We start from the raw sequence: 26,850 nt of genomic DNA on the forward strand, positions 1-26,850 counted from the left end.
TCTTTCATTGTTTTGTCAATTACACTATAAAACTCATCTATTCAAAATACAAGGGTTTTTTTGTGTAAAATTGAGCAATGCAGTGATTAAGAAGTACTATTAATCAAATGAGGAGAGAAGAATCACTCACTTGATCAATAGAAGTGGTCTATTAGTCAAGTGGTGACTCAAAAAGGTTTCATTTGATCAATAGAAGTTGTCTATTGATCAAATGAAATCTTCCTAAACCGTCAATTGACTAATAGAGCCGACCCCATAAAGAAATCGCGGTCCACTTTTCTGTATTCCTCCTGAAAAATGTGGCAAAATGAGAGAAACTATGGAAAAGTAATGAAATATGTAATTAAAAGGATGGATGGCAGTGAGTATTGGGTATGCTTGTTTGGTCGTGGGAGTTCCGGACACGAACATGCGCAGCGTGATCAAAAAGAACGCGACAGAAGAAAAAATGATGGAAGTAATCCAACACAATTTAGCGGCACTTGAAAAAATGGTCGATTACAATATTAAAGAAGGTATTATGTTGTACCGAATCAGTTCAGACTTGATCCCGTTTGGCTCGAGTCCGGTTAACAGCTTGCCATGGTGGGAGTTGTTTAAAGAGGATTTTGAACGAATCGGGCAAAAAATCATCAACAGCGGGATGCGTGTGTCTTTTCATCCAGGTCAATACACGGTGTTGAATTCGCCGGATGAAGGTGTGGTGGAGCGTGCAATCGAGGATCTGCGGTACCACAATTTGATCATGGAATGTCTTGGGGTGAATTACAGCCATAAAATGGTCTTGCATGTTGGTGGAGTTTATGGTGATAAAGAGACGGCTATGGAACGTTTTGTGCGGAATTTTGCTCGTTTGGATGAACCGATTCAAAAACGCTTGATTATCGAAAATGATGACCGATTATATACGGTGGAAGATGTATTGAAAATCTCTCAGCAGACTGGAAGTCCGGTTGTCTACGATAATCTGCACCATGCGATCAATCCGCCGGAAGAAGCTCGAGACGACTATTACTGGATCCACGAAACGGCGAAAACGTGGAAGCCGGAAGATGGTCGCCAAAAAATGCATTACTCGCAGCAAGATCCCGGGAAACGTGACGGCGCACATACGAAGACGATTTACTTAGACACATTTATCGAGTTTTACCGCAAATTAGAAGACCCAACGATTGATATTATGCTGGAAGTAAAAGACAAGAATGTATCTACTGTGAAATGCATCAACGCGACTCAACCCGAAAGAGGGATTGGTGCTTTGGAGAAAGAATGGGCGCGCTACAAGTATTCGATCTTGGAACGCTCGCAGCCGATATACCAGCAAATCAGAAATCTCTTGAAAGACAAAGATGCTTATCCGGTAGAGAAATTCTACCAGTTGATCGAAGAAGCTTTGGAAGAAGAAATCGACAAAGGCGATGCCATCAATGCAGCGCAACACGTATGGGGTTACTTTAGAGACCAAGCAGAATTGAAAGACATGACAGCCTTTAAACGCAATTTAAACAAATTCGAGGAAGGTACGGCGACACTTGCTACTCTGAAACGACAATTGAAAAGATTCACCGATAAATACGACCAAACGTATTTGAAACATTCGTTGTATTTTGATTTATAATAACTAATTAAAAGACGAGAGTGGGAAAAAAGGCGTTAGCCCCGAATCACTGGAGCGAATAAGCACAGGATGGTCGTAGACCATTCGAGCATTATTCGTGAAGTGGACGTCGGGGCTGCCTTTTTGAGCACGTTTACGAAACCAATATTCGTAAAAAAAGGAGCTGGGAATTATTCCCCAGCTCCTTCTTTTTTGTATTTAATCTGCTGGAAGATTTTGGAAATATTCTCTGACTTCATTCCAGTTGTTGACGCGGTTAGGGTGGACAAGATGCTGATTGTGATGAGCGGTAAACAACAAGCCGGTTCCTGAAAAACGAGTGAAATGACCAATGTGGTCGTCAATCAAGTAATCAGCGTGAATGATGCTTTTGTTTCCGCAAAACACAATGTTTTCTTTTTGGATAAAAGGGAATTTTTCTTGCAGCCAATAAAATTTGTCATCAAAACTATTTGGAAAATCCATTGCTGCTGTAGTAATAAAGATTTCATGCTCTTTCATCAATTCTTGAATGACCGTCTGCGCATTTTCAATGACGGGAAGGTCTTTGAAGAAGCCTTTTGTGCTCCTGATGAACTTCATGATCTTATCCGATTCTGGGTAAAGTTCACTGACGTACTGGTTGTTTAAATCTTCAATCGTTAACTTTTGATCGTACAAATCGTTGTACATCTGCAGATCTTTATAGTAAAAGTCCGCAATTACTTCATCCATGTCAATCGCAATTCTTGCCACTTACATTCCTCCTAAAATCGTTTCATTGTTTATTCCGCAGAAGTAGATAATTCGAACTTATAGTAATCCCATTTTTTATAGCTGAAAACGAGTTCGGCAATCGTTCCGTCTTTGAGCGTTGTTGTTTTTTCTTGGTAAACAGTGGGTTCGTGTTCGTCCATCTGCAAAATTCCTGCTATATCGCTATCGGTTGGAAAACAGATCGAGTTGATTTCTTTTGATGCCTCATCATACATATAAATTCCGAAGTCTTTCCTGAATCGATTATAAATCGAATCATAAAAGTCTAAACTAGGATAATCCTTTTGGATAAACTTAGCTGGTATATACGAAAAATGAACGATGAAAGGAACGTCATCTACTTTTCTCAGACGTGTGATTTTATAATAAGGGTCTTTTTTGCGCAGCTTCATTTGTTTCTTTATTGCCTCATCGTTTCCTTCTTCGATACTCAATACTTCAACGGTCTCTGATTTGCCGGCGAAGACTTCTATATCTGAGAACTCAACTAATTTTCTTTTCCGAGAGCGAGAAACATAAGTGCCTTTTCCTTGGTAGCGAACGAGGTAACCATCATTTGCTAAATCTTGGATAGCACGGATAACAGTGATTGAACTAACGTTGTATAATCTAACTAATTCTGCTTCACTATAAAATCGGTCTCCATGCTCAAATTCACCAGCCTGGATTTTTTTGAGTAGATCTTCCTTGATTTGTTGATACTTTGGAATGCCCATTGTGGTCTCCTTTCAAAAAAATAAAATGTATTTTTGTAATTGGTACTTAATATATTAACTCAAATAGTCGCATCTTTCCATTAAAAAATGTTTCTAAAAAGAATTGACACTCTCAACTTAATATATTAACATACTAACTGTAAACGCTTTTAATAAGGAGGCAGAAAATTGAAGAAGTTTGAAATAAAAGAAGAATTCCTTTTAAATGGCGAACCGTTCAAAATATTGTCGGGCGCTGTTCACTACTTTAGAGTTCTTCCAGAGGATTGGCACCACTCATTATATAATTTAAAAGCCCTAGGATTTAATACAGTTGAAACATATATTCCATGGAATATTCATGAACCAAAAGAAGGACAATACGACTTTTCAGGAAGGTATGATTTGAAAAAGTTTGTTCAAACAGCCAAAGAATTAGGGTTGTTCGTGATTTTGAGACCTACTCCTTATATTTGTGCAGAGTGGGAGTTTGGCGGATTGCCAGCTTGGCTTCTACCGTATAAAAATATGCGCATTCGTTCGTCGGACCCAGCTTTTCTGGAAAAAGTAACTCATTATTATGAAAAACTATTTGAAGTTATCACACCATTGCAAATTGACCAAGGCGGTCCGGTATTGATGATGCAAGTAGAAAACGAATATGGATCATATGGTGAAGACAAAGAGTATTTAACTGCTTTATATGAACTGATGCTGGCTCAAGGGGTAACCGTTCCGATTTTTACATCAGATGGAGCTTGGAGAGCAACACAAGAAGCGGGGACATTAACAGAAGCTGATATCTTCACGACTGGAAACTTTGGATCTCGTTCCAAAGAGAACTTTAAAGATCTGAAAGACTTCCATACCGAAAAAGGCAAAAATTGGCCATTGATGTGTATGGAATTTTGGGATGGCTGGTTCAACCGCTGGAACGACCCGATCATTAAACGGGATGCTCAAGATTTAGCTCATGATGTCAAAGAAGCTATTGAATTAGGCAGCATCAATCTTTATATGTTTCATGGAGGAACCAATTTCGGGTTTATGAATGGTTGTTCTGCTCGAGGTCGAATCGATCTGCCTCAAGTGACTTCTTATGATTACGATGCACCATTAGATGAACAAGGGAATCCAACAGAAAAATATTTTGCATTGCAGAATATGATGAAAGAACTTTTCCCTAAAGTGGAGCAACAAGAACCGCTTGTAAAAGACAGTATGGAATTGACTGAGATTCCTCTAGCTGGAAAAGTTAGTTTATTCTCTGTACTAGACAGTATTGCTGAAAAACAAACGTCTAAATATCCTAAGACGATGGAGCAGTTAGGCCAAGAATACGGATATACCTTATACCGAACTCAAGTACAAAAACACAAAGAAGAAGAAATGTATCGTGTCATTGACGCTCGCGACCGAATTCAATTTTTCTTAAACGAACAAAAAATAGCGACTCAGTACCAAGAAGAAATCGGAGAAAAAATCTTCACACCGCTTCACGAAGAATCCAATCAAATCGATGTCTTGGTAGAGAATATGGGCCGAGTGAATTACGGACACAAGTTACTAGCAGATACCCAGCAAAAAGGGATTCGTACAGGTGTTATGTCGGATCTGCATTTCATTTTGAACTGGGAGCAGTACAGTTTAGATTTCACAAAACCAATGACGTTGGACTTTGATAAAGAATGGGCAGAAAATACGCCAAGCTTTTACCGTTACACGCCGACGATTGAAACTCTGGAAGATACTTTCATCAATATGGAGTCATTTGGAAAAGGATTTGTCATGATCAACGGATTCAATATCGGTCGTTTCTGGAATGTAGGGCCTACGTTGTCTCTATATGTTCCGAAGGGATTATTGAAACAAGGGGAAAACGAAATCATTGTCTTTGAAACTGAAGGCGTGTTTTCAGAAAAAATCAGCTTAGAAAAAGAACCAAAATTCAAACAAATGGAGGAGAATTAATATGAGTATTGTAGCTGCAAGAATAGATGGAAGATTGATTCACGGACAAGTGGCAAACCTATGGTCATCAAAATTGAATGTAGGGCGTATTATGGTCATCGATGATGAAGTATCACAAAATGCAATTGAAAAAAGCGGGTTGAAATTAGCAACTCCAGCAGGGGTGAAATTAAGTGTTTTGCCTGTTGAGAAAGCTGCTGCTAACATTTTAGCTGGAAAATACGACTCTCAACGTGTATTAGTCATTGCTAAACGTCCAGATCGTTTCTTGAAATTAGTCGAAGCGGGTGTGACTTTAGAAGAAATCAATGTAGGAAATATGTCTCAATCAGATGAATCAAGATCTGTTACTCGTTCAATTAATGTGGTGGACAAAGATATTGAAGACTTCAATCAATTAGATAAAAAAGGTGTCCGATTAGTTTCACAAATGGTGCCAAGTGATCGTCAAGAAGATTTTATGCGTTTACTAAATGTAAAAAACTAGATTAATAGAGGAGGAAAAAAAATGGCAGTAGCATGGTGGCAGATATTATTATTAACACTTTACGCAGGGTACCAAATCTTAGATGAATTACAAGTTTATACAGGGCTTGCTCAACCGGTATTCGCAGGATTGGTAGCAGGTTTGATCATGGGAGATATTACAACAGGTCTTATTATTGGTGGTAGCATGCAGTTGACGGTTTTAGGGATCGGAACATTTGGGGGATCATCTAAAATCGATGCCAACTCAGGTACCGTATTAGCAACAGCCTTTTCAGTAGGGATCGGCATGGAACCGGAGCAAGCAATTGCAGCAATCGCTGTTCCAGTAGCTAGCTTGATGATCCAAATGGACATCTTAGGTCGTTTCGCCAACACATTTTTCGCACATCGTATCGATGCAAAAATTGAAGAGATGGACTACAAAGGAATCGAACGCAATTATTTAATGGGAGCTTTATCTTGGTCATTATCTAGAGCAGTACCTGTGTTCTTAGCACTAAGCTTTGGTGGAAGTTTTGTCAATTCGATTGTAAACGTTTTAAACAATCAATTGCAATGGTTAGGAGATGGACTATCTGTAGCTGGAGCAGTTCTTCCTGCTGTAGGGTTTGCTATTTTACTTAGATACTTACCAGTTAAGAAACATATGCCTTACTTGATCTTAGGATTTGTTATTACAGCATTATTGACAACTGTTTTCACAAGCATCCGTACTCTTGGAGATACTGTATCTGGAGTAGCTGAAGGATTTACGAATACATTTACAAGTATGCCGATGTTAGCTATCGCAATGATTGGTTTTGCATTAGCGTTTAGAGAATACAAACGGACAAGTGAAGCACCAAAACCAGCAGCTCATAACGCTTCAGGACTAGAAGAAGGAGAGATCGATGATGATGAAATCTAATTACAAATTGACTAAAAAAGATTTTAATCAAATCAACAGAAGAAGTTTGTTCGGATTCCAATTAGGTTGGAACTACGAACGGATGCAAGGATCAGGTTACTTATATACGATTCTGCCTCAATTACGAAAATTGTATGGAGACGGAACTCCTGAATTAAAATCTATGATGAAAACTCACGTTCAATTCTTTAATACCAGCAACTTTTTAAACACAATTGTTACAGGTATCGACATGGCGATTGAAGAAAAAGAAGGAATCGACGGGCAAGATACCGTTGCAGGGATCAAAGCTGGTTTGATGGGTCCATTTGCGGCTATTGGAGACTCAATCTTTGGAGCATTGCTGCCAACGATCTTTGGAGCTTTAGCAGCAAATATGGCTGTAAACGGGAATCCTTTAGGAGCATTCATCTGGATGCTGGTCAACTTTGCAGTCATGTTCTTCCGTTGGAAACAATTGGAAGTAGCGTATAAAGAAGGAATCTCTCTAGTAACAACTATGCAAGGTCGTCTGACAGCTATTACAGACGCAGCAACATTGTTAGGTGTCTTCATGGTTGGAGCTTTAGTAGCAACAATGGTCAACGTTCGATTGGCTTGGACACCTTCAGTAGGCGGATTGATGATCGACGTTCAAAACAATGTCGACATGATCATGCCAAGATTGGTGCCTGCAGCAATCGTTGGAATCGTTTACTGGTTATTAGGTAAGAAAAATATTACGTCAACAAAAGCTATCTTTATCGTGTTGGTCGTATCCATTGCGCTTTCAGCACTAGGCGTAATTTCAAAATAAAGTTGATATAAAGGAATGAACAACATGAAAAACCTGATTTTAGTCAGCCATGGAAACTTCTGCGTAGAATTGAAAAAAAGCGCAGAAATGATTTTAGGTCCATTAGACAATATCCATACCGTTTCTCTATTGCCTCATGAAGGAGAAACTGAATTTACGGAGAAATTCGATGCTATTACGAATTCATTAGAAGGCGATTATACTGTTTTTGCCGATTTGATGGGAGGCACACCATGCAATATCGCTTCTAAAAAAATCATGACGGGAGCTGATTTTGAGTTGTATGCAGGCATGAACATGCCGATGATCATCAGCTTTATCAACTCTTCATTGATCGGAAACGATATGGCAATAGTGAGCGAAGGTCAGCAAAGCATCATCAAAGTAAATGATCTGTTGGTAGACATGTACGACGAAGACGACGAATAAAAAAGAATGGAGCGGATATCGGTGCAACTATTTAAAAAGTCACAATCTGAACTAAGCGATTTAGGCGCAGTTATTACAGCTAATGAAATCAAGCAACAACCAGAGCTGTGGAATGAAGCGTGGGAAACGTATCAAGAAAAGAAAGAAACGATTGATGCTTTTCTTTTGGACCTCCAGCAAAAAGCGACAGGAAAAGTGCGTGTAATTTTTACTGGGGCTGGAACTTCAGCATATGTAGGCGATACGATCGTTCCTTACTTGAACAAAACCGGGAATATTAAAAACTTTACTTTTGAGAGCAGTGCCACGACTGACATCGTGGCTTCTCCTTTAGATTATTTGAATGAAGAAGATTGGACGATTTTAGTTTCATTTGCCCGCAGCGGAAATAGTCCAGAAAGTATTGCAGCTGTCGATGTGGCGAATAAAGTGGTTAAAAATATCCGTCACATCACAATTACTTGTGCTGCTGACGGTTCATTAGCAAAAGCAGCCGCAACTGATAGCGAAAATCTATTGCTGTTGATGCCTAAACGCTCTAACGATCAAGGTTTTGCTATGACAGGGAGCTTCAGTTGTATGACGTTGTCAGCGCTGCTGATGTTTGACGAAGCATCTGTTAAGGAAAAGAAACAATTTGTTGAAACGATGATCTCTATGGGGAATGAAGTTATTGATCAAGAAGAACAATTGCAGACGATTTTAAAAGCTCCTTATGGACGAATCGTTTATCTTGGATCAGGCAGTTTAGCAAGTTTGACTCGAGAAGCACAATTGAAAGTATTGGAACTGACAGCCGGAAAAGTGGCTACGATGTTCGACTCTTCGATGGGATTCAGACATGGTCCGAAATCATTTGTTGACGACCAAACGATCGTATTTGTTTTTGTCAATAACGATCCGTACACACGTCAATACGATACTGATATTTTAGAAGAAATCCGCCACGACCAAATTGCTGCTCAAACGATTGCGATCACGCAATCTACGAAAGACACAGCATTTTCAGGTACATCGTTTGGTTTCAGCAAACAAGAAGTATCGTTGCCTGAAGCTTACTTGGCGTTGCCTTTTGTGATAGTCGCTCAAACGATTTCTTTGATTTCATCAGTAAAAGTTGGCAATACGCCAGATACTCCGTCAGCTACAGGAACGGTCAACCGCGTGGTTAAGGGAGTTACGATTCACACTTACGAAGTTTAGACATTAAACGAAGAGAGATGACGAATTGGAAACTTATTATATACATGCAAGCCGTTTTTTCTTACCTGAAGGAGTAAAGGCACAAGGGTATTTGCCTGTAGTCAATGGGAAATTCGGCGCATTTACAACAGAATTGCCTGCTGGTGAAAGCAACGTCTTGGACTATACGGGCAAATGGATCGCTCCTGGTCTAGTCGATACTCACATTCATGGGTATCAAGGCTATGATGTCATGGATAACGATGTAGAGGGATTGAAGGCCATCTCCAAAGGGTTATTAAGCTGCGGAGTAACGTCTTTTCTGCCCACTACATTGACGTCTGACAGGGAGACATTAAATGCCGTAAGCAAGACCATCAGCGAACACTATAAGGAGATGCCGGGTGCCAAGATTCAAGGGATCTTTTTGGAAGGACCTTTCTTCACAGAAGAACACAAAGGCGCTCAAAATTCTGATTTTTTTGCTGATCCGAACTTGGAAACATTCCAACAGTGGCAAGAATCAGCTGGTGGGTTGATCAAAAAGATTGCTCTTGCTCCTGAAAGAGAAGGCGCAACAGAATTTATCAAAGAGCTTTCTGATCAAGGGGTCACAGTTGCTCTAGCTCATAGTTCAGCTACCTACGATCAAGCAAGAGAAGCCGTCTCAGCTGGTGCTTCTGTTTTCGTTCATACGTATAACGGAATGAGCGGTCTGAGTCATCGCGAACCAGGAATGGTTGGTGCAGCTATGAATACTGCCGATACTTTTTCTGAGTTGATTTGTGATGGTCATCATGTTCATCCCGCAGCTGCGGAGATATTGATGAACGTTAAAGGAAGAGACCATGTCGCATTGATTACAGATTGCATGCGAGCAGGAGGGATGCCAGATGGGAAATATCAATTAGGAGACTTTCCTGTTGAAGTATCCTCTGGAGCTGCTCGTTTGAAAACAGGCGGAAGTCTAGCAGGAAGTGTTTTAAAACTGATGGATGCTGTCAAAAATGTCCACGATTGGAACATTGCAACGATTGATGAAAGTATCCGAATGGCTTCTATCGTTCCAGCTGAAAGCTGTGGGATTGAAGACAAGTGCGGAAGTATAAAAGCAGGACATGATGCAGATTTTATAGTAATAGATTCTCAGCTCAATCTAAAAGAAACGTATTTGAATGGTGAGCGAGTGTACAAAAAAGAGATTAAAGGGTGAACTGTATGTTGAAATTATCAAAAGCAAAAAAAGAAGCTATGGATCGGTTGTCTACACCGGAAGGTTTGATTGGTGCTTTAGCGATCGATCAACGTGGAGCTTTGAAAAAAATGATCCAGGCTGAAGGACAAGAACCAACGAACGACATGATCACTCATTTTAAAACATTAGTATCAGAACAGTTGACACCTTTTGCGTCATCAATTTTACTGGATCCAGAATATGGTCTGGAAGCTTCACAAGCTCGTGATTCAAAAGCCGGCTTGTTGTTAGCGTATGAAAAAACTGGTTACGATGCTACTGTTCCAGGTCGCTTGCCTGATTTATTAAACAATTGGTCAGTTAAGCAATTAAAAGAACAAGGTGCAGACGCTATCAAGTTCTTACTGTACTACGATGTGGATGAAGAAGCTTCTATCAACCATCAAAAACACGTATTCATAGAACGTTTGGGAAGCGAATGTTTAGGAGAAGACATTCCTTTCTATTTGGAACTGTTGTCTTACGATCAAAACATCGAAAGCAATGCTTCTAAAGAGTTTGCTGCAGTAAAACCGCATAAAGTCATCGAAATGATGAAAGAATTCTCTAAACCTCAATACAATGTAGATGTGTTGAAAGTAGAAGTGCCGGTAGATATGAATTATGTAGAAGGATATGGAGAAGAAGTTCTGTATTCGAAACAAGAAGCTGCTGCATTCTTTAAAGCACAAAGCGAAGCAACTCGTTTACCGTTTATTTTCTTGAGTGCAGGAGTATCTGCAGCCTTGTTCCAAGAAACGCTTCAATTTGCTAAAGAGTCGGGCTCTACATTCAATGGCGTGCTTTGCGGCAGAGCTACTTGGAAAAACGGTGTCCATCACTATGTAGCAAATGGGGAAGATTCTGCTGTAGAGTGGCTTCAAAGCGAAGGAAGAGAAAACATTGAAGCTTTAAACAAAGTGGTCGCACAAACAGCGTCTTCTTGGCACCACAAAGCAGAAATCGTAAGCTAAAGGAGCTGAAGAAGTGATACTGACGGTTACAATGAATCCTTCCGTAGACATCTCTTATCCGCTCGAAACGTTGACTGTAGATTCGGTCAATCGAGTAAAAACGGTTTCTAAAACAGCAGGCGGAAAAGGATTGAACGTCACGCGCGTCATCCACGAGTTGGGCGGAAAAGTCACTGCTACGGGAGTTTTAGGAGGACATCTTGGACGCTTTATCATGGAACAATTGGATCACGCGAATATACCAAACCATTTTTTCTCGATTGTTGAAGAGACAAGAAATTCGATTGCTCTTTTACATGATAAAGGGCAGCAAACAGAAATTCTTGAAGCTGGTCCAACCATTACACAAGAGGAGAGGGCTGGTTTTCTAGCTGAATTTGAGCGGGTGCTTTCAACAGCTGAATGGCTCACGATATCCGGCAGCTTGTCGAAAGGTTTGGACTCTGGATTTTATAGTCACTTGATCCGATCCGCAAACGAAAACAAGATTCCTTCTTTACTGGATACTTCAGGTGCTGCTCTAGAAGCGGCGTTGGAATCTGAACACAAACCAACTTTGATCAAACCGAACTTATCAGAAATCAATGAATTGCTGGGAATCGAGTTGGATAGTGATCAGCCAAATGACGTGAAAGCAGCGTTGAGTGATTCGTTATTTCAAGGAGTAGAATGGATCGTCGTCACCCTTGGAGGAGAAGGCGCTATTGTGAAAAAAGGCAATCAGTTTTACAAAGCCATTATCCCGAAAGTGGAAGTCGTCAATCCGGTCGGTTCAGGAGATGCTACTATTGCAGGGCTGGCCTATGCATTCAGCCAAGGCAGTTCAACGGAAGAGATCATCAAAACAGGTATGACTACAGGAATCTTGAATGCTCTAGAGTCTACGACTGGTCATATTGATACAACACGTTTTTATGATATTTATGAGCAAATAGAAATTAGTTCTTATGAATGACAGCATTATCTAATCAAAAAGCATTTCATTCCTTTTTTATTAAGGGTGAAGTGCTTTTTTGCTTGTTTTCTCAGTTTTTAAGAGTATTTTTTGATACAATAGTTAGGTTGGAAAAAAATGAGGAAAGGAGGAATTCAGTCAAATGCTTGTTTTTATCTTATTATTCATCCCTCTATTTATCTTTTACACGAATTATAAGGAATATAATCGGTCAAGGTACCGAAAAATCAGCAATCATACATATTGGGAAACCTTTTTTGATAAAGGAAACAGCGGAGAATATTATATTTACCGAAGATTAGAACAACTAAAGATCTCGAAATTGCTTTTAACCAATCTCTATATTCCTAAAAAGGATGGAAGCACTACAGAGATCGATTTATTGATGATCACTAAATACGGATTTTTTGTGGTTGAATCCAAAAATTATCAAGGATGGATTTTCGGTGATGAAAAACACCGGCAATGGACCCAAACTTTTCCAAATAAGAAAAAGTTTAAATTTTTCAATCCCATTTGGCAAAATAAAGGGCATATTTCGGCTTTAAAAGAAGTGCTGGGCGTTACAGAAGACTCGCTAATCCAATCATTGATCGTTTTCAGCGATGATTGTGAGTTGAAAAAAATTACAGTAACTAGTGACAATGTGCATGTATTAAAGAAAAATAGATTGAACAATACTATTAAACAAATCTTAACAAGATCTAGTACAAAGTTTACTGCTGAAGATATAAAGAACTATTATCACATACTTAGACCATATATACGAGCCAGCAAAGAAGTTCAAGAAATGCATATCCAAAAAATCAATGAGAAGTTGCAACGAAAGGGTTGATTCTAGTAAACAATATTGAACATTATACATATGGATATCTACTTTGAAAGCAGGTAATTGGCCTAAATTAAAGCCCAAGTAGTTAAATGTGTGAAACAATTGTGAACCAAAAACGAAAAAATAGTCATTTGCGTACCCGAAGACTGATGTTGATCTTAATGACATCAGTTTTTTTGCTATAGTAAGTTAAATAACAGGTTTATAAGGAAAGGGGAAGGCATTTAAAGAAAAGAATGATTACATAAGAATCGTGTTGCAGACATAGGTCAGGAAAGAGTTACAGGAGGAAAATCATGAATTTGGTAAAAAATAAAAAAGTTGTTTTAGGAATAGTTTTGGGACTATTTCTTCTATTGGTAATTGCGTCTGGTGTGTTTTTAGAAGGTGTGTATCTTATTGGAGTGTTCACGATACTTGTGGGATTAGTACGTTTGGTATATACGCTTATTAGACGTAGAGATAAACGAAAAGCTATTGGGATATTGTTTGCAGGAGTCATCATGTTTGCTTTTGCAAATGAATATGGGGATTTTGATAGCCCGTCACCAACCGTGGAAGTGAAACCGTCTGCTGCTGAACAAGAAATCGAAGCTAAAGAAAAAGCCGAGCAACTTGCTCTTCAAAAAGAACAGGAAGAGCAGGAAAAGAAAGAAGAAGCTGAAAAACAAGCGCGACAGCTGAAAGATATCGAAAGTGCTTTAGAATTAGCTGAAAGCGAACCAACAAGAGAAAATTACGATAAAGCCTTTACGTTGATCAGCAGCTTAACTCAAGAAAACGAATCGTTTGCTGATCGCTTAACTAAAGTAGAAGAAACTGTAAAAATTGAAGAAGAAAAAATCCTGGCTGTAGAAGTTGCGCTCGAAAAAGCTGAACAGGAAGAAACAAGATCTGCTGTTGAAGAAGCAGAAGTTCTAACAGCTGGATTAGTGGTTCAAAATGACGCATTGAATTCACGTTTGCAACAAACAAAAACTGTTGTTGAAGAAAAAGAGCGCGTTGCTGCTGAAGAAGAACGCAAAGCCGAAGAAACACGAAAAGCTGAGATTGCTTCTCAAAAAGCAGAAGAAGAAAAACAGGCTCTAATTGCAGCTGAAAAGAAAAAAGAAGAAAAACAAGCTGTCAAAAAATCAGAAGAATCAAAAGCAGCTCAAAAATCTCAAGCTCAAACTCAACCGAAACAATCAGAAAAAGTTTCCAATGTGGTATACGTTGCACCTGACAGCGGAACGAAATATCATTACAGTGCTAATTGCAGAGGATTAAATAATGCCAATTCAGTGGTAGAGATGTCACTCAGCAATGCACAATCCCAAGGGTATGATCTGTGCGGATGGGAAGACTAGATTTTACTAGGTACTATGGCTAGCAGTAAATGAAAATAAGAGTCTGGTTTCTTTATAAAAGAAACCAGACTCTTATTTTTTTATGAGGTTCCGTCGTAAATTATGAAAACAAGATGATTGAGTAGGGAAAATAAGTCACTTTTATAGAATGGTATCCAATACTTAATAATTTATACAAAAAGAATTGTGCTGAATCGAGACTTGCTGCTTATATTTATTCTTTAAAACAATGTTAAATATTTGTTTGACAAAAGGATGATGCATTGTTATATTAGATTAAATTAATTTTTATGAGAAATAGATGAATAAACACTGAGAAAAGAAGAGTACATTTTAAGGGGAGCTTATAGAGAGCCTGGGTTGGTGAAAAAGGGCAGTGGAACTGAAATGGAAGATGGTCTTGGAGTGGAACGGTCGAGGGTTTGAGGACTTTAGACGGTTACGGTCACACCCGTTAACGTGTCACAGTATCAGTAGGCTATTTGTAGTCCGAACGCACTGGATGAGGTAATCGCTGTAAAGCCGTTACGAATCAAGGTGGTATCACGAGAGAAATGAACTTTCCCGTCCTTGCACAATTGTTATTTGTGCAGGGCGGTTTTTTTATTGTCCAAATGAAAGAGATGGAGTGATGAGTGTATGGCATTAGTCGTGAGAACTGGACCGCAAGAGTATGAATGTAAAGAAGGTGTGCTGGATACCTTAACAGAAAAATTGAAAGCAAGAACTATTCATCAAGTCATCTTGGTGCATGGAACGGATTCATGGCAAAAAGCTCTCCCTTACTTAACGCCGCTATTAGAAAGCGGTATTGAAGTAAAACAAGTAGAGTTTGCAGGGGAATGTACATATGAAGAAGTAGAACGCCTTTCCAGTATCGCTGAACAGTTCGAGGCGGATGCGATCATTGGTGTTGGTGGTGGGAAAATCATGGATGCAGTGAAATATGCTGCCGCAAAAACTGCTGGGACGGAAGCAATATTGGTTCCGACATTGGCCAGCAATTGTGCTCCTTGGACTCCGTTGAGTGTGATGTATTCAACGGATGGAATTTGTCTGGGATTTGATATGCATACGAAACAAGTAGGTCTGCTGGTGGTTGAACCGTTACTGCTGCTGGATTCTCCGGTGAACTATTTTATTGCAGGTATAGCGGATACGCTAGCGAAATGGTACGAATCAGACATGATATTGTCTCAGCCTGAGCATCAAACAAATGCCTTTTTATTGATGGCAAGGTCAGCTGCTCTTAATTGCAAAGTGAACATCTCTCAATACGGAAGACAAGCTGTAAAAGCGATTGAGAACCATACGTTAACAACTGCATTCGTCCAAGTCTGTGAAACGATCATCTCTATCAGCGGATTAGTCGGCGGTTTTGGAGACTCTTACGCTCGTACAACCATCGCCCACGCTGTGCATGACAAGATTACGGTCTTTCCTGAGACACATGCATTTTTACATGGAGAAAAAGTAGCATACGGCATTTTGGTCCAATTGGCTGTGGAAGAAAAATGGACTGAAGTAGGTGGACTGCTGGACTTTTACAACGAATTACATTTGCCGAAATCACTTATGGATCTTGGATTGAACCGCTTGACTATAGAGCAAATAGCCGCTTTTTCAAATGAAGTAGCTGCGGATGGGAATTTGCTGAAATCCGCATATGTGGTGTCTAATCAAACAATTCAAGAAGCCATTTCAGAATTAGAAACATATGTCACACAAACCATTAACTAGAACGAACGGGAGGAAATACTATGGTCCATTTTGAACCATCTGAAACATTAAAAAGGCTGCCTAGACAATATTTTACTTACTTAGCTGAAAAGAAAGCACGGTTAGCAAATGAAGAATGGGATATGATCGATCTTGGGATCGGGAATCCAGATTTGCCGACACCTAAATTCATTGTGGAAGAATTGAAAGAAGCTGCCGATGATAGTGTGAACGATCAATATGGACCGGACAGAGGGTACGATTATTTGAGGGAAGCTGTAGTGAATTATTATTGGCGTGAATATGGAGTTGAATTGGATCCTCAAACGGAAGTAGCGATCCTTCATGGGTCAAAAGCAGGTATTGTTGAAATCAGTCAATGCTTGTTGAATGTTGGCGATACTGTGTTGCTGCCGAATCCATGTTACCCGGATTATTTCTCTGGAATTGCCATGGCCGATGCAGTGATTGAGCCTTTGCCGTTATTGGCGGAAAATCATTTCTTACCAAAGTACGATTTGCTCAGTAAAGAAGTATTAGACCAAACAAAATTGATGTTTCTAAACTATCCCAATAATCCTACATCAGCTGTAGCGACACCAGAATTTTTTAGGGATACTGTCGAATTTGCGCAAAAGAACCACATTTGTGTGGCGCATGATTTTGCTTATGGAACGATTGGTTTTGATGGGGAAAAACCGTTGAGCTTTTTACAAACACCAGGCGCTAAAGAAGTAGGAGTAGAATTCTTTACCTTGTCTAAATCGCACAACATGGCAGGCTGGAGAATGGGATTTGCAGTTGGAAATGCGTCGGTGATTGGAGCGATCAATTTGCTGCAAGACCACACAGAATGCGGCTTCTACGGCGGGATTCAAAGAGCGGCAGCAAAAGCCTTGAACGGGGATCAAGCCTCGGCCAGAGAGTTGACTGCGATTTATGAAAGACGCCGCGATTTGTTTCTAGCTGAAATGGCAGGGACAGGATTGGAGATGTACAAACCAAAAGGGTCGTTTTATATTTGGATGAAAGTTCCTGCTGGTTTTACATCAGAAAGTTTTTGGGACTATTTAGCTCATGAAGCGCATGTTTTTGTAGCGCCGGGAGATGGATTTGGCGAATTGGGCGAAGGGTATGTCCGAATCGGATTATCCCAACCTGACGAACGTCTTGTAGAAGCAGCCAGAAGAATCTCAAGATTAGCACCATTTCAAATTGAAACGGCAACAATTGTGAAAGCAAGTGTGGAGTAAAATAAGGGGGAATTGAAAATGAAAAGAAAAATCAGTTTATTGACGACAGCAGCAATCGGGGCTATTTTAGTAGGGTGTTCAGGGGAAACGGCAGCATCAAAAGAAGGAACGGGATTATTGGATGATGGGGTACTGACTATTGGGGTAACTGCTGGGCCGCATGAAGATATTTTAAACGAAGTAAAAACTATTGCTGCTGAAGACGGCCTTGAAATCGAGATAGTAGCGTTCAATGATTTTGTCCAGCCGAATACAGCGTTGGCAGAAGGCGAATTGGATCTGAATTCTTTTCAAACTAGTCCATTCCTTGAAACAGTGATTGAAGAGAGCGGATATGAGCTGGAAAAGCTGGCTCCTACCATTTCCATTCCTATGGGCATTTATTCTGAAAAATATACAGATGTAGCGGACATAAAAGAAGGTGATGTCATTGGGATTCCAAATTCACCTACTCAAGAAGGGCGAGCATTGCAGTTGTTTGAAGACGCCGGCTTGATCACACTGCCGGAAGGTTCCGGGCAAGAGGTTACCACAAATGATATCCTAGACAATCCATTGGAGCTGGAATTTGTAACTTCTGAAGCCGCTCAATTACCAGCTCAACTGCAAGATTTAGGAGCTGCAGGTATCAACTCGAACTTTGCTTTAGATGCAGGGTTGAACCCGAAAGATTCCGGGCTGTTTATAGAAAATGTTGAAGACCTATCTCAGGCAAACTATATTGTTTCTCGAACAGAAGACAAAGAGGATGAAGTGATCGCACAATTCGTAGAATACTACCAATCCGATGAAATCAAACAATTTATTGAAGAAGAATTCCAAGGAGCGCTAGTGCCTGCTTGGTAAGAGAAAAGAACCCCTCCAGGATAAGTTTTGGAGGGGTTCTTTTGACAAAAAATCATTTTTTATATGCTTCTACGAGTTCAATCATTTTCTCATTGAACTCTTTTTGGAAGTAAGTAGCATTGCTAAGATTTTTATTGACGATTAGACTGATGTAGAATTTCGGCGCATTTTCGATTGGAACTCTAATCAAACCGGGCCTGTCTTTTACTAGAATATCACTCATGAAAGCCAGCATGTTAGTGGATGAAGCTATAGATAAAGCAGTTTGGATCTCTTTTGTATAAAGAGTTTGCGGCTGTTCGATGTTATTGCTTTTAGTCCATTCTTCAAAAATGCGTTCGTGGGTGTAGCCTTGGGTTAAAGAGACGAACAGTTCGTTTTGGATATCAATAGCAGTAACGACAGAGTTTTGTGCCAATGGGTTTTCAGGAGATACCCAGAGCGCCATTTCTTCTTGTTTCAAAGGAATCTGTAAGATGTTTCCGTCTTCAAAACTGGCTATATCGCTTCCGATAATGGCGAGAGGAACTTGTCCTTTTTGGACCAATTCATACATCACATCAGAACTTTCTTCTTCAATCAATTTCATGGAAGAGGAGAACTTTCCTAAACGGGGCATGAATTGAGTCATAAAGCGCCCACCTATAGTTGGTAAAAAGCCGAAATACACGATTTCATTTTTTAAATCATGAATTTCTTCAGTAATTGTATCAATTGTACTTAAAATTTGAGTAGAATGTTTGAGAAGGATTTCACCAGTTTCAGTCAGGTGCAAGTTCTTGTGAATCCTTTTTCTATCAATCAGGACGGTATCCAACTCTTTTTCCAAGCGTTTGAGTGCCATCGAAATAGAAGGTTGTGACACATAGAAGTGCTGTGCCGTTGCGGTAAAACTTAGGCTTTTAGCTAAGTGGTTAAAATACACTAAATCTTGTAAGTTCATTGAAGGCTCCTTTGGTCATTTGTGAAAGATACAACATAAACAAAACGTATAACTAATGAAGTATCTATAAATATTATTTATAATACCATAACAATACAGTATTTCATAACCGAAGAGTACCATGATATAGTTTATGTACTGAAGCGCTTACAAATTATTGGTGGAAGGTGTGGTCTTTTGAAAATAATCAAACAACTATCATGGATTTTCTTATTTTCCCTTATCGGAGAAGTTCTATCTATTTTGGTTGCTTCATTTATTGCAATCCCAGGAAGTGTTATCGGACTGGTCTTATTATTCCTAGCGTTACAATTGAATGTGTTGAAAGTGGAACAAGTAGATGAAGTCGGCACATGGCTGACGAGCAATATGGGAATCTTTTTCGTCCCAGCAGGTGTAGGATTGATGACGAACTTTGGTGTCTTAGTGGATACTTGGTGGCAGCTGTTAATCATTATGGTTGTGACAACGATACTGATGATGGTGTTTGTCGGAAAAGTAGTTCAAAGCGTCAAAGGATTGGTAATGAAAAATGCTGTAGTAAAGGAAGGAGAGAGCTCGCATGCTTGATAGTATATTAAACAGCCCCATGCTGTGGATTTCATTGACTGTCGGACTGTATTTGCTGGCAGGAAGGTTGAAAGAAGAGTGGCCTAAAAATCCTTTATTCACACCGTTAGTATTTGCAATCGTTATGATTATTATATTGTTGCTTGCAACTGATATTTCAATAGATACTTATAATACAGGTGGACGATTCTTCAGCCTGTTCGTTACACCGGCTACGGTAGCTTTAGCGATCAAATTGAAAAAGAATATTGTGTATTTGAAAAAATACTATGCAGCTATTTTATCAGGAATTGTTTCAGGAGTTATTTTCCATACGATTATGATTTACGCTTTTGCCTTACTGTTCCAATTTGACCACAATATGGGAGCGACGCTGATTCCGAAGTCGATTACTACAGCTATTGCGGTCGGGGTTTCGGATTCTTTAGGTGGTATTGTTTCTCTAACCGTTGCGGTCGTTGTGTTTACCGGCGTTATCGGGGCAGTTGTTGGGCAGACAGTTTTCAAGATTTTCAAAATTGATGATCCGGTAGCACAAGGTGTCGCTCTTGGAAGTTCATCTCATGCGATGGGAACGACGAAAGCCATTGAAATGGGCGAGGTGCAAGGCGCTATGTCAGGATTGTCGATTGTGGTGACAGGACTGATTGTGGTCGTTTTAGCCCCATTGACTATGCCGATCACAAATTTATTATTTTAAACTCAATTGAGTTATACTTAAAAAATAACAGCACTCAAAAAAGGATGGTTGAAAATTATGGCAGAACAAACAATCAAATATGATGCACCAACAGTAGAACAAGAAATCGAAGTAGTCAGCACATACCGTCTTGAAGACCAAGCGCGTGCAGTAGTTCCTAAGGGGGGATTCGACTACATCTCTGGAGCTTCTGGAGAAGAATACACGTTGAAACAAAACAATGAGTCCTGGAAAAACAAAGGAATCTTGCCTCGCGTATTAGCAGATGTGGAAAATCCTGATACTTCAACATCTATTTTAGGTCATGATATCAAAGTTCCATTCATCATGGCACCAATCGCAGCTCATGGGTTAGCTCATGAAACAAAAGAAGCAGGAACGGCTAGAGGGATTTCTGAATTCGGCGGAACGATCATGTCGATCAGTGCGTATTCTGGAGCTACATTTGAAGAAATCGAAAAAGGCTTGAATGGCAACCCTCGCTGGTTCCAAATCTACATGAGTAAAGACGATGACATGAACAAAAATATCTTGGATGAAGCGAAAGCTGATGGCGCGACTGCGATCATTCTAACGGCTGACGCGACGTTAAGTGGAAACCGTGAAAGAGATTTGCTGAACAAATTTGTGTACCCGTTCGGTATGCCAATCGTGTCTCGTTACTTGACTGGTTCAGGTAAAAATATGTCGTTAAACAATATTTATGCTCAGTCTAAGCAAAAAATCAATCCAGCTGACGTGAAGTTTATTGCGGAATACTCGGGATTGCCTGTATTTGTTAAAGGGATCCAAACTCCAGAAGATGCTGTTTTGGCAATCGGTGCCGGTGCATCGGGTGTCTGGGTTTCCAACCACGGTGGTCGTCAATTAGATGAAGCACCAGGTTCATTTGATACACTGGAAGACATTGCTAAAGCAGTCGCTGGTCGCGTGCCGATCGTATTCGATAGTGGTGTTCGTCGTGGAGAACATATTTTCAAAGCTCTAGCAAGCGGTGCGGACATTGTTGCTGTGGGTCGTCCGGTATTGTACGGACTGGCTTTAGGTGGTTGGAAAGGTGTTAAATCAGTCTTAGAATACTTCGAAACGGATTTGAAACGTGTTATGCAATTAGCTGGTACGCAAACGATCGAAGACGTGAAAAAAGCTCGTCTGTTCGATATGAAAAAATAATTAGTTCATTTTTAAAAGTGCCGGGTCTTCCGTTGTGGAGGACCCGGCGCTTTTTTTGTTGTTTCTCGAGCTTTTGAGCTGCAAATGTTAAGTAGGAGGTGTCTACTTGATAAGTTGACGTAAAAAAGGTGCTGAGATGTTAAGTAGAAGTTATCTACTTAACAAGTTGGCGCGAAAATAGCGTGAAGATGTAAAGTAGCTAGCGTCCTGGCGCCAGACAAACTAAATAAGCCAAAATTTGAAATGAACAAAAGAATAGTCATGTGCGATTAAATTTGTGCAAAATAAAAAAGGTAGTTCGCTGTTCATGCATATATTAATAGTAAGAAGAACAGTGAGGAATGTGAAGCGGATGGCTTTTAAAGAGCGGACAAAACCAAAACGTTTACGGGTGATGGAGTTATTGAGCAGACGAATGAATCTATCGAGAGATGAAAGAAACAAATTTCTTTATTGGGTAAAAGGATACAAAGGGGAAATTCAATTTGACGTCCTGACCCAAAAGCTGAAGTGTGATTTTCAGATTTTAAATGATTTATTTCTAAAGGTTAATGGGAAGCAATTTCAAATTGAGACCTTGATTATCACGGCTAAGGGCATTTATATCTATGAAGTGAAGAACTTTGAAGGGACTTATTATTATGAAGGAACTAAGATGTATAGTGGTCGCAGTCGAAAAGAAGTTTATGACCCTCTTGACCAAGTGAAACATGCGTCTACCTTATTGCGACAATTGATGCAGCAAATGGGGTACAGTTTGCCTATAAAAACAGTTATCGTTTTTATGAATCAAGATTTCGCGCTGTATCAAGCTCCTATGTTGGAGGAATTAATATTGTCTGGTGCATTGAAAGCCCACTTAGCAGAAGTCAGTGAGATTTCTGGTCAATTGAGTCAGACGCAGCGTAAGTTTGCTGAAGAAATAAAAGCATTGCATATAGAGGATGTATCGTTGCGTGAGGTACCTTATTACGAAGAGTCTTCCTTGAAGAAAGGCGTTATTTGTTGCGAGTGCGGAACTTTTGTAGAAGAGTATACCCAGAGTCTCTATAGTGTCTGTCCTATTTGTCATCATAAAGAACGAATCAAGGATACGGTGATTCGTCAGTTTGAGGAATATAAGCTCTTGTTTCCGGATCAAAAAGTAACTAAGACAGTTCTCCTCAAGTGGAGTGACGGTCGGCTGTCCGCTAATAGAATCGCTTATACATTGAAACAAACTTATAGAGCCGTGGGTACTGGAAGGTGGCGCTACTACGAGTAGTGAAAAAACAGTTGAATAATCACCAAAGAAAGATACAATAAAAGAAAAAGAAAGGGTGGTCGTTATGCCATTTGTCCATGTGGAGTTAGTTGAAGGGCGTACTGCGGAGCAAAAAGCAGGGCTGGTCAAAGATATCACTGAAGCAGTTGTGAAAAATGCAGAGGTTCCAGCGGAGCGCGTACACGTGATTATTAATGAAATGAAAAAAACGGATTATGCTGTCGGCGGGGAACTGCTCGGATAATCAAACAAAAAAAGGCTCTTCTACCTGGTCGAATGCCGGAGTAGAAGAGCTTATGTTTATGCAGTTTTTTTCTTTTGTTTGTAGAAATAGATCGGCAATCCAATAGCAGTCAGGAAAATGCCGAGAGCTGTGTTGACAGGCTGTGTCAGCAAGGTGTTCACTACGATGAAACAACCTCCAATGATTGCGATCAAAGGAATAATTGGATACAAAGGTGCTTTATACGGGCGGACAAGGTCAGGTTCTTTTTTGCGCAAAATGAAGACTGCGACAAAAACCAGCGTGTAGAAAATCCAGATGACGAAAATCAATAAATCGGTCAGCTGATTGTATTGTCCCGTAAAAATCATGATCACTGCGATCGATAACAGTAAAATCGCACTGTTAGCAGGTACTTGTTGGCGATTGAGTTTCTTCAACTGGTTGCTGAACGGCAATTCGTTGTTCAATGCCATAGCGTAAGGAACGCGAATCCCGGTCATCGTATACCCATTGATGGTTCCGAAAACGGAGATCAAAATTCCGATGGTAACCAATTTTCCACCTGCGTCACCGAATATCAAATGAGCTACGTCAGCAGCGGGAGTCGGTGTTGCGCCTAGAGCAGCAGCCGGCAACACTTGTAAATAAGCCAAATTGATCAAGATATAAATACCCATAACAGCTGTCAAACCAGCAATGATGGCTTTTGGCAAATCTTTTTTCGGGTCTTTCATTTCGCCGGCAATTGCGCCAACATTGATCCAGCCGTCATACGCGAATAAAGTGGCCACTAACCCGGTCCCTAATTTGGAAATAGTGGATGTCGGAGCTAGATTTTCCGGCAGCAGTTGGAATTGAACGTCTCCTTGGTACAGCAATCCAAAAACAATGATGACGAATAGCGGCACCATTTTAGCTACCGTCGCTACAGACTGTAAGCGCCCGGCTTGCTGCGTCCCCATCAAATTAGTAACGATAATCAAGACAGCTGCTGCGATAGCGATGGGAATCGTATATTGTGAATCTAAGCCGGTCAAGTTGATGGCTTGCGTAGCAAAAATGATGGATAATGCCGCGATATTGGCTGGAAAATAAACCACGGTTTGTGCCCAGCCCAATAAGTAACTCACCAACGGACCGTAAGCTCGGCGCAAATAAACGACCATACCGCCAGTTTCCGGAATAGCAGCGGACAGTTCTGCTGTCGTCAATCCTCCGCAGATTGTGATCAGCCCGCCCAATAACCAAGCTGCTAAGCCTAAACCAGCTGTTTCAGTGGCCTGGTACACAGCTTCAGGCTTGAAAAATACGCCTGATCCGATAACGGTCCCCATTACGATAGTCAAAGCTGTGAAAAAAGACAGCTCTTTTTTTAATCCTTTAGATGTTTCTTCCATATATTTATTCTCCACTCTATGTTCTTTCTTATAAATGCAGTCTTACATTTTTTTTAACATGCTCCATTGTACAATAATCTGTATCACGAAGAAAGAGATTAAGAACTTTGTTTCTAAACTCTTGATATCGGGTCTATAACCTTGTTATATCAACATTTACTTATCAAATAAACACCCAAAATCAGCTAGAAAGAAAAGAAAAATTTCAAAAAGAAAAAAGAAAGTGCTTGCATAGAATGTAAAAAGATGTTACATTCTATGTGTAACCGGTTTCACATTTTAACTTTTGAAAGTGAGGATTCGATATGACAACTATCAGAGAAGTAGCAAAATTAGCAGGAGTGTCCGTGGCTACTGTGTCCAGAACATTGAACAATAGCGGATATGTCAGCGAGTCCACTCGAAAAAAAGTTGAAAAAGCCGTTAAAGAACTAAATTTTTACCCTAATGAAGTAGCCAGATCACTGTTTCAGAAAAAATCGAAACTGATCGGATTGCTGCTGCCGGACATTACCAATCCATTTTTTCCGGCCGTCGCAAAGGGAGTAGAAGACGGAGTGAACCAAAGAGGGTACAGTTTGTTGCTTGGGAATGTGGAAGACGACGCAGAAAAAGAGAGCGATTATTTAAAGATATTTGAGCAAAACAATATTGCCGGCGTCATCTCAGCTGTTCAAGGAAACACTATCAAGTTAAACAACATGCCCTTGGTACTTCTGGACCGAGTAAACAGCCACCAAGAATACGCTGTTCATTCAGACGATTATTCAGGAGGGAAATTGGCTGCACGAGCTGTAGTGGAAAGAAACCCGAAAAAAGTCGTTATTATGGTTGGTCCAAAAACTGTTGCTGGTTCAGCGATGAGATTGGCTGGGAGCGAAAAAGTCTTGCAAGAAGCCCAAATTCCTTATGAAGTGTTCCAAACAGCCAGCTTCCAATTGAATTTGGCAGAAGAAACAGCCGAACGATTCTTTGAGCGACATCCGAATGTTGATAGTGTGATTGCATCTAATGATGTGTATGCATTGGCTGTCATGAAAGAAGCCATCAAAAGAGGGATGGACATTCCCGAAGATCTGCAAATTATTGGTTATGACGATATGCCGTTCAGCAGAATGATGTACCCAGGTTTATCAACGATTGCCCAACCCGCCTATCAGATAGGCTATCAAGGAGCAGAATTGTTGTGCAACATCCTTGAAAAAGGCTATGCACATGAAAATCATATTCAATTGCCTGTGACCTTGAAATTAAGAGAATCATTAAGAAAGAAGGATTTAGATGAATAAAATGATGGTTATTGGAAGTATTTCGACAGATTTTGTGGTTACAACAGATAAAAGACCGGAAGTAGGAGAAACGGTCACCGGAACAGGATTTGAAACGACATTTGGCGGAAAAGGAGCCAACCAGGCAGTAGCGAGTGCTCGACTGGGTGCCGATGTGTATATGGTCGGAACAGTAGGAAGCGATATTTTTGGAAAAGAACTGCTCCTGAATTTAACAACTAACAAGATTCATACAGACTATGTGGAACCCGTTACACATGAGCCATCTGGTTCAGCTCACATCACGATTGCGGACGGAGACAACAGTATCGTCTACATTCCGGGAGCGAATAACGAGATTGATACAAGTCGAATCCAATCGTTAAAAGATGCTATCCAATCCGCTCAAATGGTCGTTGTACAAAATGAGCTGCCTCAAGAAGTGGTGGATGAGATCATTGAGTTGTGCTTTGAGAGTGGTGTAAAAGTGATCTACAATCCGGCGCCGGCTCGTGAAGTACATCAAAGTACATTAGAAAAAGCGACTTATTTTACACCGAATGAAAGTGAGTTCCATCAGCTTTTCCCAGACATGACGATTTCTGAAGGGTTAGCAAAGTACCCGAATCAATTGATTTTGACAATGGGATCTAAAGGTGTTTATTACCATGATGGAGAAAGTGAAAAACAAATTCCTTCTTATAAAGTACAACCGATAGATACAACCGGAGCAGGAGATACATTCAATGGGGCATTTGCTGTAGCGATTTCTTCAGGAATGAGTATGGACGAAAGTATTCGTTTCGGAAATTTAGCTGCTTCATTATCGATTCAAAAATTTGGTGCTCAAGGTGGCATGCCTTCGTTAGCAGAGATGAAAGAGAGTGAACACTTTGAAAAAACTTGGAATATTAAATAGCGACATTGCAAAAGTACTGACAGATTTAGGACATACCGATAAAATCGCGATCGGAGATGCTGGATTGCCAATTCCAACAGGCGTTAAAAGAATTGATTTGGCGATTGCGTTATCCGATCCTTCTTTTATCAAAGTGTTAAAAGCAGTATTGAACGACATGAAAGTAGAAGAAGTGGTTTTAGCAGAAGAAATCAAAGAGCAAAATGCTTCTCAATTAGAAGCCATCGAAGCTGAACTCATGGAAGAAGAGCGCATCACTTATGTGAGCCATGAGGAATTCAAGCAACAATTGAGAGATGTAAAAGCAGTGATTCGTACAGGGGAAGCAACCCCGTATTCCAATATTATTTTGCAATCAGGCGTTTTATTTTAGGAGGTGTGTCCG

Annotated in this window: 27 protein-coding genes; 23 read left to right on the top strand and 4 right to left on the bottom strand. The window is 40.1% G+C overall.

What is annotated here, in order from left to right; genetic code table 11:
- The first annotated feature begins 355 nt into the window (after positions 1-355).
- A complete protein-coding gene (gene uvsE / locus ACE025_RS01270; protein ID WP_485936652.1) occupies positions 356-1,618 on the top strand; it encodes a UV DNA damage repair endonuclease UvsE in 1,263 nt (420 codons plus the stop codon).
- Positions 1,619-1,816: 198 nt separating this feature from the next.
- Here uvsE and ACE025_RS01275 read toward each other — a convergent pair whose 3' ends face one another.
- Both ACE025_RS01275 and ACE025_RS01280 read right to left on the bottom strand, forming a co-directional pair.
- The gene (locus tag ACE025_RS01275) at positions 1,817-2,353 is read right to left on the bottom strand and encodes a 5' nucleotidase, NT5C type (protein ID WP_485936654.1); all 537 of its coding nucleotides are present in this window, start codon (positions 2,351-2,353) and stop codon (positions 1,817-1,819) included.
- Between the two features lie 29 nt (positions 2,354-2,382).
- Complete coding sequence (locus tag ACE025_RS01280) at positions 2,383-3,090, bottom strand: GntR family transcriptional regulator (RefSeq protein WP_485936656.1); 708 nt, start codon at positions 3,088-3,090, stop codon at positions 2,383-2,385.
- A 168-nt stretch (positions 3,091-3,258) separates the two neighbouring features.
- Here ACE025_RS01280 and ACE025_RS01285 point away from each other — a divergent pair, with 168 nt between their 5' ends.
- The 14 genes from ACE025_RS01285 (at position 3,259) to ACE025_RS01350 (ending at position 18,005) form a co-directional block, all read left to right on the top strand.
- Positions 3,259-5,040 carry a glycoside hydrolase family 35 protein gene (locus tag ACE025_RS01285; RefSeq protein WP_485936658.1) on the top strand — a complete coding sequence of 594 codons (1,782 nt, stop codon included), beginning with the start codon at positions 3,259-3,261 and terminating at the stop codon, positions 5,038-5,040.
- Position 5,041: 1 nt separating this feature from the next.
- Positions 5,042-5,527, top strand: coding sequence for a PTS sugar transporter subunit IIB (locus ACE025_RS01290; RefSeq protein ID WP_485936660.1), 486 nt, complete (start codon positions 5,042-5,044; stop codon positions 5,525-5,527).
- A gap of 21 nt (positions 5,528-5,548) precedes the next feature.
- Positions 5,549-6,436, top strand: coding sequence for a PTS mannose/fructose/sorbose/N-acetylgalactosamine transporter subunit IIC (locus ACE025_RS01295; RefSeq protein WP_485936662.1), 888 nt, complete (start codon positions 5,549-5,551; stop codon positions 6,434-6,436).
- A complete protein-coding gene (locus ACE025_RS01300) occupies positions 6,423-7,232 on the top strand; it encodes a PTS system mannose/fructose/sorbose family transporter subunit IID (protein ID WP_485936664.1) in 810 nt (269 codons plus the stop codon). The genes ACE025_RS01295 and ACE025_RS01300 overlap by 14 nt, the downstream gene beginning before the upstream one ends.
- A 24-nt stretch (positions 7,233-7,256) precedes the next feature.
- Positions 7,257-7,661 (top strand): PTS sugar transporter subunit IIA, encoded by a 405-nt coding sequence (locus tag ACE025_RS01305; protein WP_485936666.1) that lies wholly within the window; start codon positions 7,257-7,259, stop codon positions 7,659-7,661.
- 6 nt (positions 7,662-7,667) lie between these two features.
- Positions 7,668-8,864, top strand: coding sequence for an SIS domain-containing protein (locus ACE025_RS01310; RefSeq protein WP_485936668.1), 1,197 nt, complete (start codon positions 7,668-7,670; stop codon positions 8,862-8,864).
- Positions 8,865-8,889: 25 nt separating this feature from the next.
- A complete protein-coding gene (gene nagA / locus ACE025_RS01315) occupies positions 8,890-10,056 on the top strand; it encodes an N-acetylglucosamine-6-phosphate deacetylase (RefSeq protein ID WP_485936670.1) in 1,167 nt (388 codons plus the stop codon).
- 5 nt (positions 10,057-10,061) lie between these two features.
- Complete coding sequence (lacD, locus tag ACE025_RS01320; protein WP_485936672.1) at positions 10,062-11,051, top strand: tagatose-bisphosphate aldolase; 990 nt, start codon at positions 10,062-10,064, stop codon at positions 11,049-11,051.
- 13 nt (positions 11,052-11,064) lie between these two features.
- On the top strand, positions 11,065-12,006 hold the full coding sequence (locus ACE025_RS01325) for a hexose kinase (RefSeq protein WP_485936674.1): 942 nt from the start codon (positions 11,065-11,067) through the stop codon (positions 12,004-12,006).
- A gap of 142 nt (positions 12,007-12,148) precedes the next feature.
- Complete coding sequence (locus tag ACE025_RS01330; protein ID WP_485936676.1) at positions 12,149-12,841, top strand: nuclease-related domain-containing protein; 693 nt, start codon at positions 12,149-12,151, stop codon at positions 12,839-12,841.
- A 293-nt stretch (positions 12,842-13,134) separates the two neighbouring features.
- The gene (locus ACE025_RS01335) at positions 13,135-14,187 is read left to right on the top strand and encodes a DUF308 domain-containing protein (RefSeq protein ID WP_485936678.1); all 1,053 of its coding nucleotides are present in this window, start codon (positions 13,135-13,137) and stop codon (positions 14,185-14,187) included.
- A 639-nt stretch (positions 14,188-14,826) separates the two neighbouring features.
- Positions 14,827-15,927 (top strand): iron-containing alcohol dehydrogenase family protein, encoded by a 1,101-nt coding sequence (locus tag ACE025_RS01340; protein ID WP_485936680.1) that lies wholly within the window; start codon positions 14,827-14,829, stop codon positions 15,925-15,927.
- Between the two features lie 20 nt (positions 15,928-15,947).
- Positions 15,948-17,159, top strand: a complete 1,212-nt coding sequence (locus ACE025_RS01345; RefSeq protein WP_485936682.1) for an aminotransferase class I/II-fold pyridoxal phosphate-dependent enzyme — start codon at positions 15,948-15,950, stop codon at positions 17,157-17,159.
- Between the two features lie 18 nt (positions 17,160-17,177).
- The gene (locus ACE025_RS01350) at positions 17,178-18,005 is read left to right on the top strand and encodes a MetQ/NlpA family ABC transporter substrate-binding protein (RefSeq protein ID WP_485936684.1); all 828 of its coding nucleotides are present in this window, start codon (positions 17,178-17,180) and stop codon (positions 18,003-18,005) included.
- Between the two features lie 52 nt (positions 18,006-18,057).
- On the opposite strand, the gene ACE025_RS01355 is transcribed toward ACE025_RS01350, so the two are convergent.
- Complete coding sequence (locus tag ACE025_RS01355; protein WP_485936686.1) at positions 18,058-18,948, bottom strand: LysR family transcriptional regulator; 891 nt, start codon at positions 18,946-18,948, stop codon at positions 18,058-18,060.
- A gap of 177 nt (positions 18,949-19,125) precedes the next feature.
- Here ACE025_RS01355 and ACE025_RS01360 point away from each other — a divergent pair, with 177 nt between their 5' ends.
- The 5 genes from ACE025_RS01360 (at position 19,126) to ACE025_RS01380 (ending at position 22,899) form a co-directional block, all read left to right on the top strand.
- A complete protein-coding gene (locus tag ACE025_RS01360) occupies positions 19,126-19,518 on the top strand; it encodes a CidA/LrgA family protein (RefSeq protein WP_485936688.1) in 393 nt (130 codons plus the stop codon).
- The gene (locus ACE025_RS01365) at positions 19,511-20,218 is read left to right on the top strand and encodes an LrgB family protein (protein ID WP_485936690.1); all 708 of its coding nucleotides are present in this window, start codon (positions 19,511-19,513) and stop codon (positions 20,216-20,218) included. The genes ACE025_RS01360 and ACE025_RS01365 overlap by 8 nt, the downstream gene beginning before the upstream one ends.
- 57 nt (positions 20,219-20,275) lie before the next feature.
- Entirely contained in the window at positions 20,276-21,391 is a 1,116-nt protein-coding gene (locus ACE025_RS01370) for a lactate oxidase (protein ID WP_485936692.1), read from the top strand.
- Positions 21,392-21,743: 352 nt separating this feature from the next.
- Positions 21,744-22,655: a nuclease-related domain-containing protein gene (locus ACE025_RS01375; protein WP_485936694.1), complete on the top strand. Its 912-nt coding sequence runs from the start codon at positions 21,744-21,746 to the stop codon at positions 22,653-22,655.
- A gap of 55 nt (positions 22,656-22,710) precedes the next feature.
- The gene (locus tag ACE025_RS01380) at positions 22,711-22,899 is read left to right on the top strand and encodes a 2-hydroxymuconate tautomerase (RefSeq protein WP_485936696.1); all 189 of its coding nucleotides are present in this window, start codon (positions 22,711-22,713) and stop codon (positions 22,897-22,899) included.
- 56 nt (positions 22,900-22,955) lie between these two features.
- Here ACE025_RS01380 and ACE025_RS01385 read toward each other — a convergent pair whose 3' ends face one another.
- Positions 22,956-24,278 (bottom strand): APC family permease, encoded by a 1,323-nt coding sequence (locus ACE025_RS01385; RefSeq protein ID WP_485936698.1) that lies wholly within the window; start codon positions 24,276-24,278, stop codon positions 22,956-22,958.
- A gap of 305 nt (positions 24,279-24,583) precedes the next feature.
- On the opposite strand from ACE025_RS01385, the gene ACE025_RS01390 reads away from it, so the two are divergent.
- The 3 genes from ACE025_RS01390 to rbsD are packed head-to-tail and all read left to right on the top strand — an operon-like array spanning position 24,584 to position 26,838.
- Positions 24,584-25,567 carry a LacI family DNA-binding transcriptional regulator gene (locus ACE025_RS01390; protein ID WP_485936700.1) on the top strand — a complete coding sequence of 328 codons (984 nt, stop codon included), beginning with the start codon at positions 24,584-24,586 and terminating at the stop codon, positions 25,565-25,567.
- Entirely contained in the window at positions 25,560-26,465 is a 906-nt protein-coding gene (rbsK, locus tag ACE025_RS01395) for a ribokinase (protein ID WP_485936702.1), read from the top strand. Before ACE025_RS01390 ends, rbsK begins: the two co-directional genes overlap by 8 nt.
- Positions 26,440-26,838, top strand: coding sequence for a D-ribose pyranase (rbsD, locus tag ACE025_RS01400; RefSeq protein ID WP_485936704.1), 399 nt, complete (start codon positions 26,440-26,442; stop codon positions 26,836-26,838). Before rbsK ends, rbsD begins: the two co-directional genes overlap by 26 nt.
- The last annotated feature ends 12 nt before the right edge of the window (positions 26,839-26,850 follow it).

Source organism: Desemzia sp. AGC72 (assembly GCF_057334175.1).

What these genes read in the sequence shown, in the direction of transcription:
- uvsE (WP_485936652.1), top strand. Translation starts at nt 356, where the DNA reads ATGGCAGTGAGTATTGGGTATGCTTGTTTGGTCGTGGGAGTTCCGGAC.
- ACE025_RS01280 (WP_485936656.1), bottom strand. Translation starts at nt 3,090, where the DNA reads ATGGGCATTCCAAAGTATCAACAAATCAAGGAAGATCTACTCAAAAAA.
- ACE025_RS01290 (WP_485936660.1), top strand. Translation starts at nt 5,042, where the DNA reads ATGAGTATTGTAGCTGCAAGAATAGATGGAAGATTGATTCACGGACAA.
- ACE025_RS01295 (WP_485936662.1), top strand. Translation starts at nt 5,549, where the DNA reads ATGGCAGTAGCATGGTGGCAGATATTATTATTAACACTTTACGCAGGG.
- ACE025_RS01300 (WP_485936664.1), top strand. Translation starts at nt 6,423, where the DNA reads ATGATGAAATCTAATTACAAATTGACTAAAAAAGATTTTAATCAAATC.
- ACE025_RS01305 (WP_485936666.1), top strand. Translation starts at nt 7,257, where the DNA reads ATGAAAAACCTGATTTTAGTCAGCCATGGAAACTTCTGCGTAGAATTG.
- ACE025_RS01310 (WP_485936668.1), top strand. Translation starts at nt 7,668, where the DNA reads ATGGAGCGGATATCGGTGCAACTATTTAAAAAGTCACAATCTGAACTA.
- lacD (WP_485936672.1), top strand. Translation starts at nt 10,062, where the DNA reads ATGTTGAAATTATCAAAAGCAAAAAAAGAAGCTATGGATCGGTTGTCT.
- ACE025_RS01330 (WP_485936676.1), top strand. Translation starts at nt 12,149, where the DNA reads ATGCTTGTTTTTATCTTATTATTCATCCCTCTATTTATCTTTTACACG.
- ACE025_RS01335 (WP_485936678.1), top strand. Translation starts at nt 13,135, where the DNA reads ATGAATTTGGTAAAAAATAAAAAAGTTGTTTTAGGAATAGTTTTGGGA.
- ACE025_RS01340 (WP_485936680.1), top strand. Translation starts at nt 14,827, where the DNA reads ATGGCATTAGTCGTGAGAACTGGACCGCAAGAGTATGAATGTAAAGAA.
- ACE025_RS01345 (WP_485936682.1), top strand. Translation starts at nt 15,948, where the DNA reads ATGGTCCATTTTGAACCATCTGAAACATTAAAAAGGCTGCCTAGACAA.
- ACE025_RS01350 (WP_485936684.1), top strand. Translation starts at nt 17,178, where the DNA reads ATGAAAAGAAAAATCAGTTTATTGACGACAGCAGCAATCGGGGCTATT.
- ACE025_RS01355 (WP_485936686.1), bottom strand. Translation starts at nt 18,948, where the DNA reads ATGAACTTACAAGATTTAGTGTATTTTAACCACTTAGCTAAAAGCCTA.
- ACE025_RS01365 (WP_485936690.1), top strand. Translation starts at nt 19,511, where the DNA reads ATGCTTGATAGTATATTAAACAGCCCCATGCTGTGGATTTCATTGACT.
- ACE025_RS01370 (WP_485936692.1), top strand. Translation starts at nt 20,276, where the DNA reads ATGGCAGAACAAACAATCAAATATGATGCACCAACAGTAGAACAAGAA.
- ACE025_RS01375 (WP_485936694.1), top strand. Translation starts at nt 21,744, where the DNA reads ATGGCTTTTAAAGAGCGGACAAAACCAAAACGTTTACGGGTGATGGAG.
- ACE025_RS01385 (WP_485936698.1), bottom strand. Translation starts at nt 24,278, where the DNA reads ATGGAAGAAACATCTAAAGGATTAAAAAAAGAGCTGTCTTTTTTCACA.
- ACE025_RS01390 (WP_485936700.1), top strand. Translation starts at nt 24,584, where the DNA reads ATGACAACTATCAGAGAAGTAGCAAAATTAGCAGGAGTGTCCGTGGCT.
- rbsK (WP_485936702.1), top strand. Translation starts at nt 25,560, where the DNA reads ATGAATAAAATGATGGTTATTGGAAGTATTTCGACAGATTTTGTGGTT.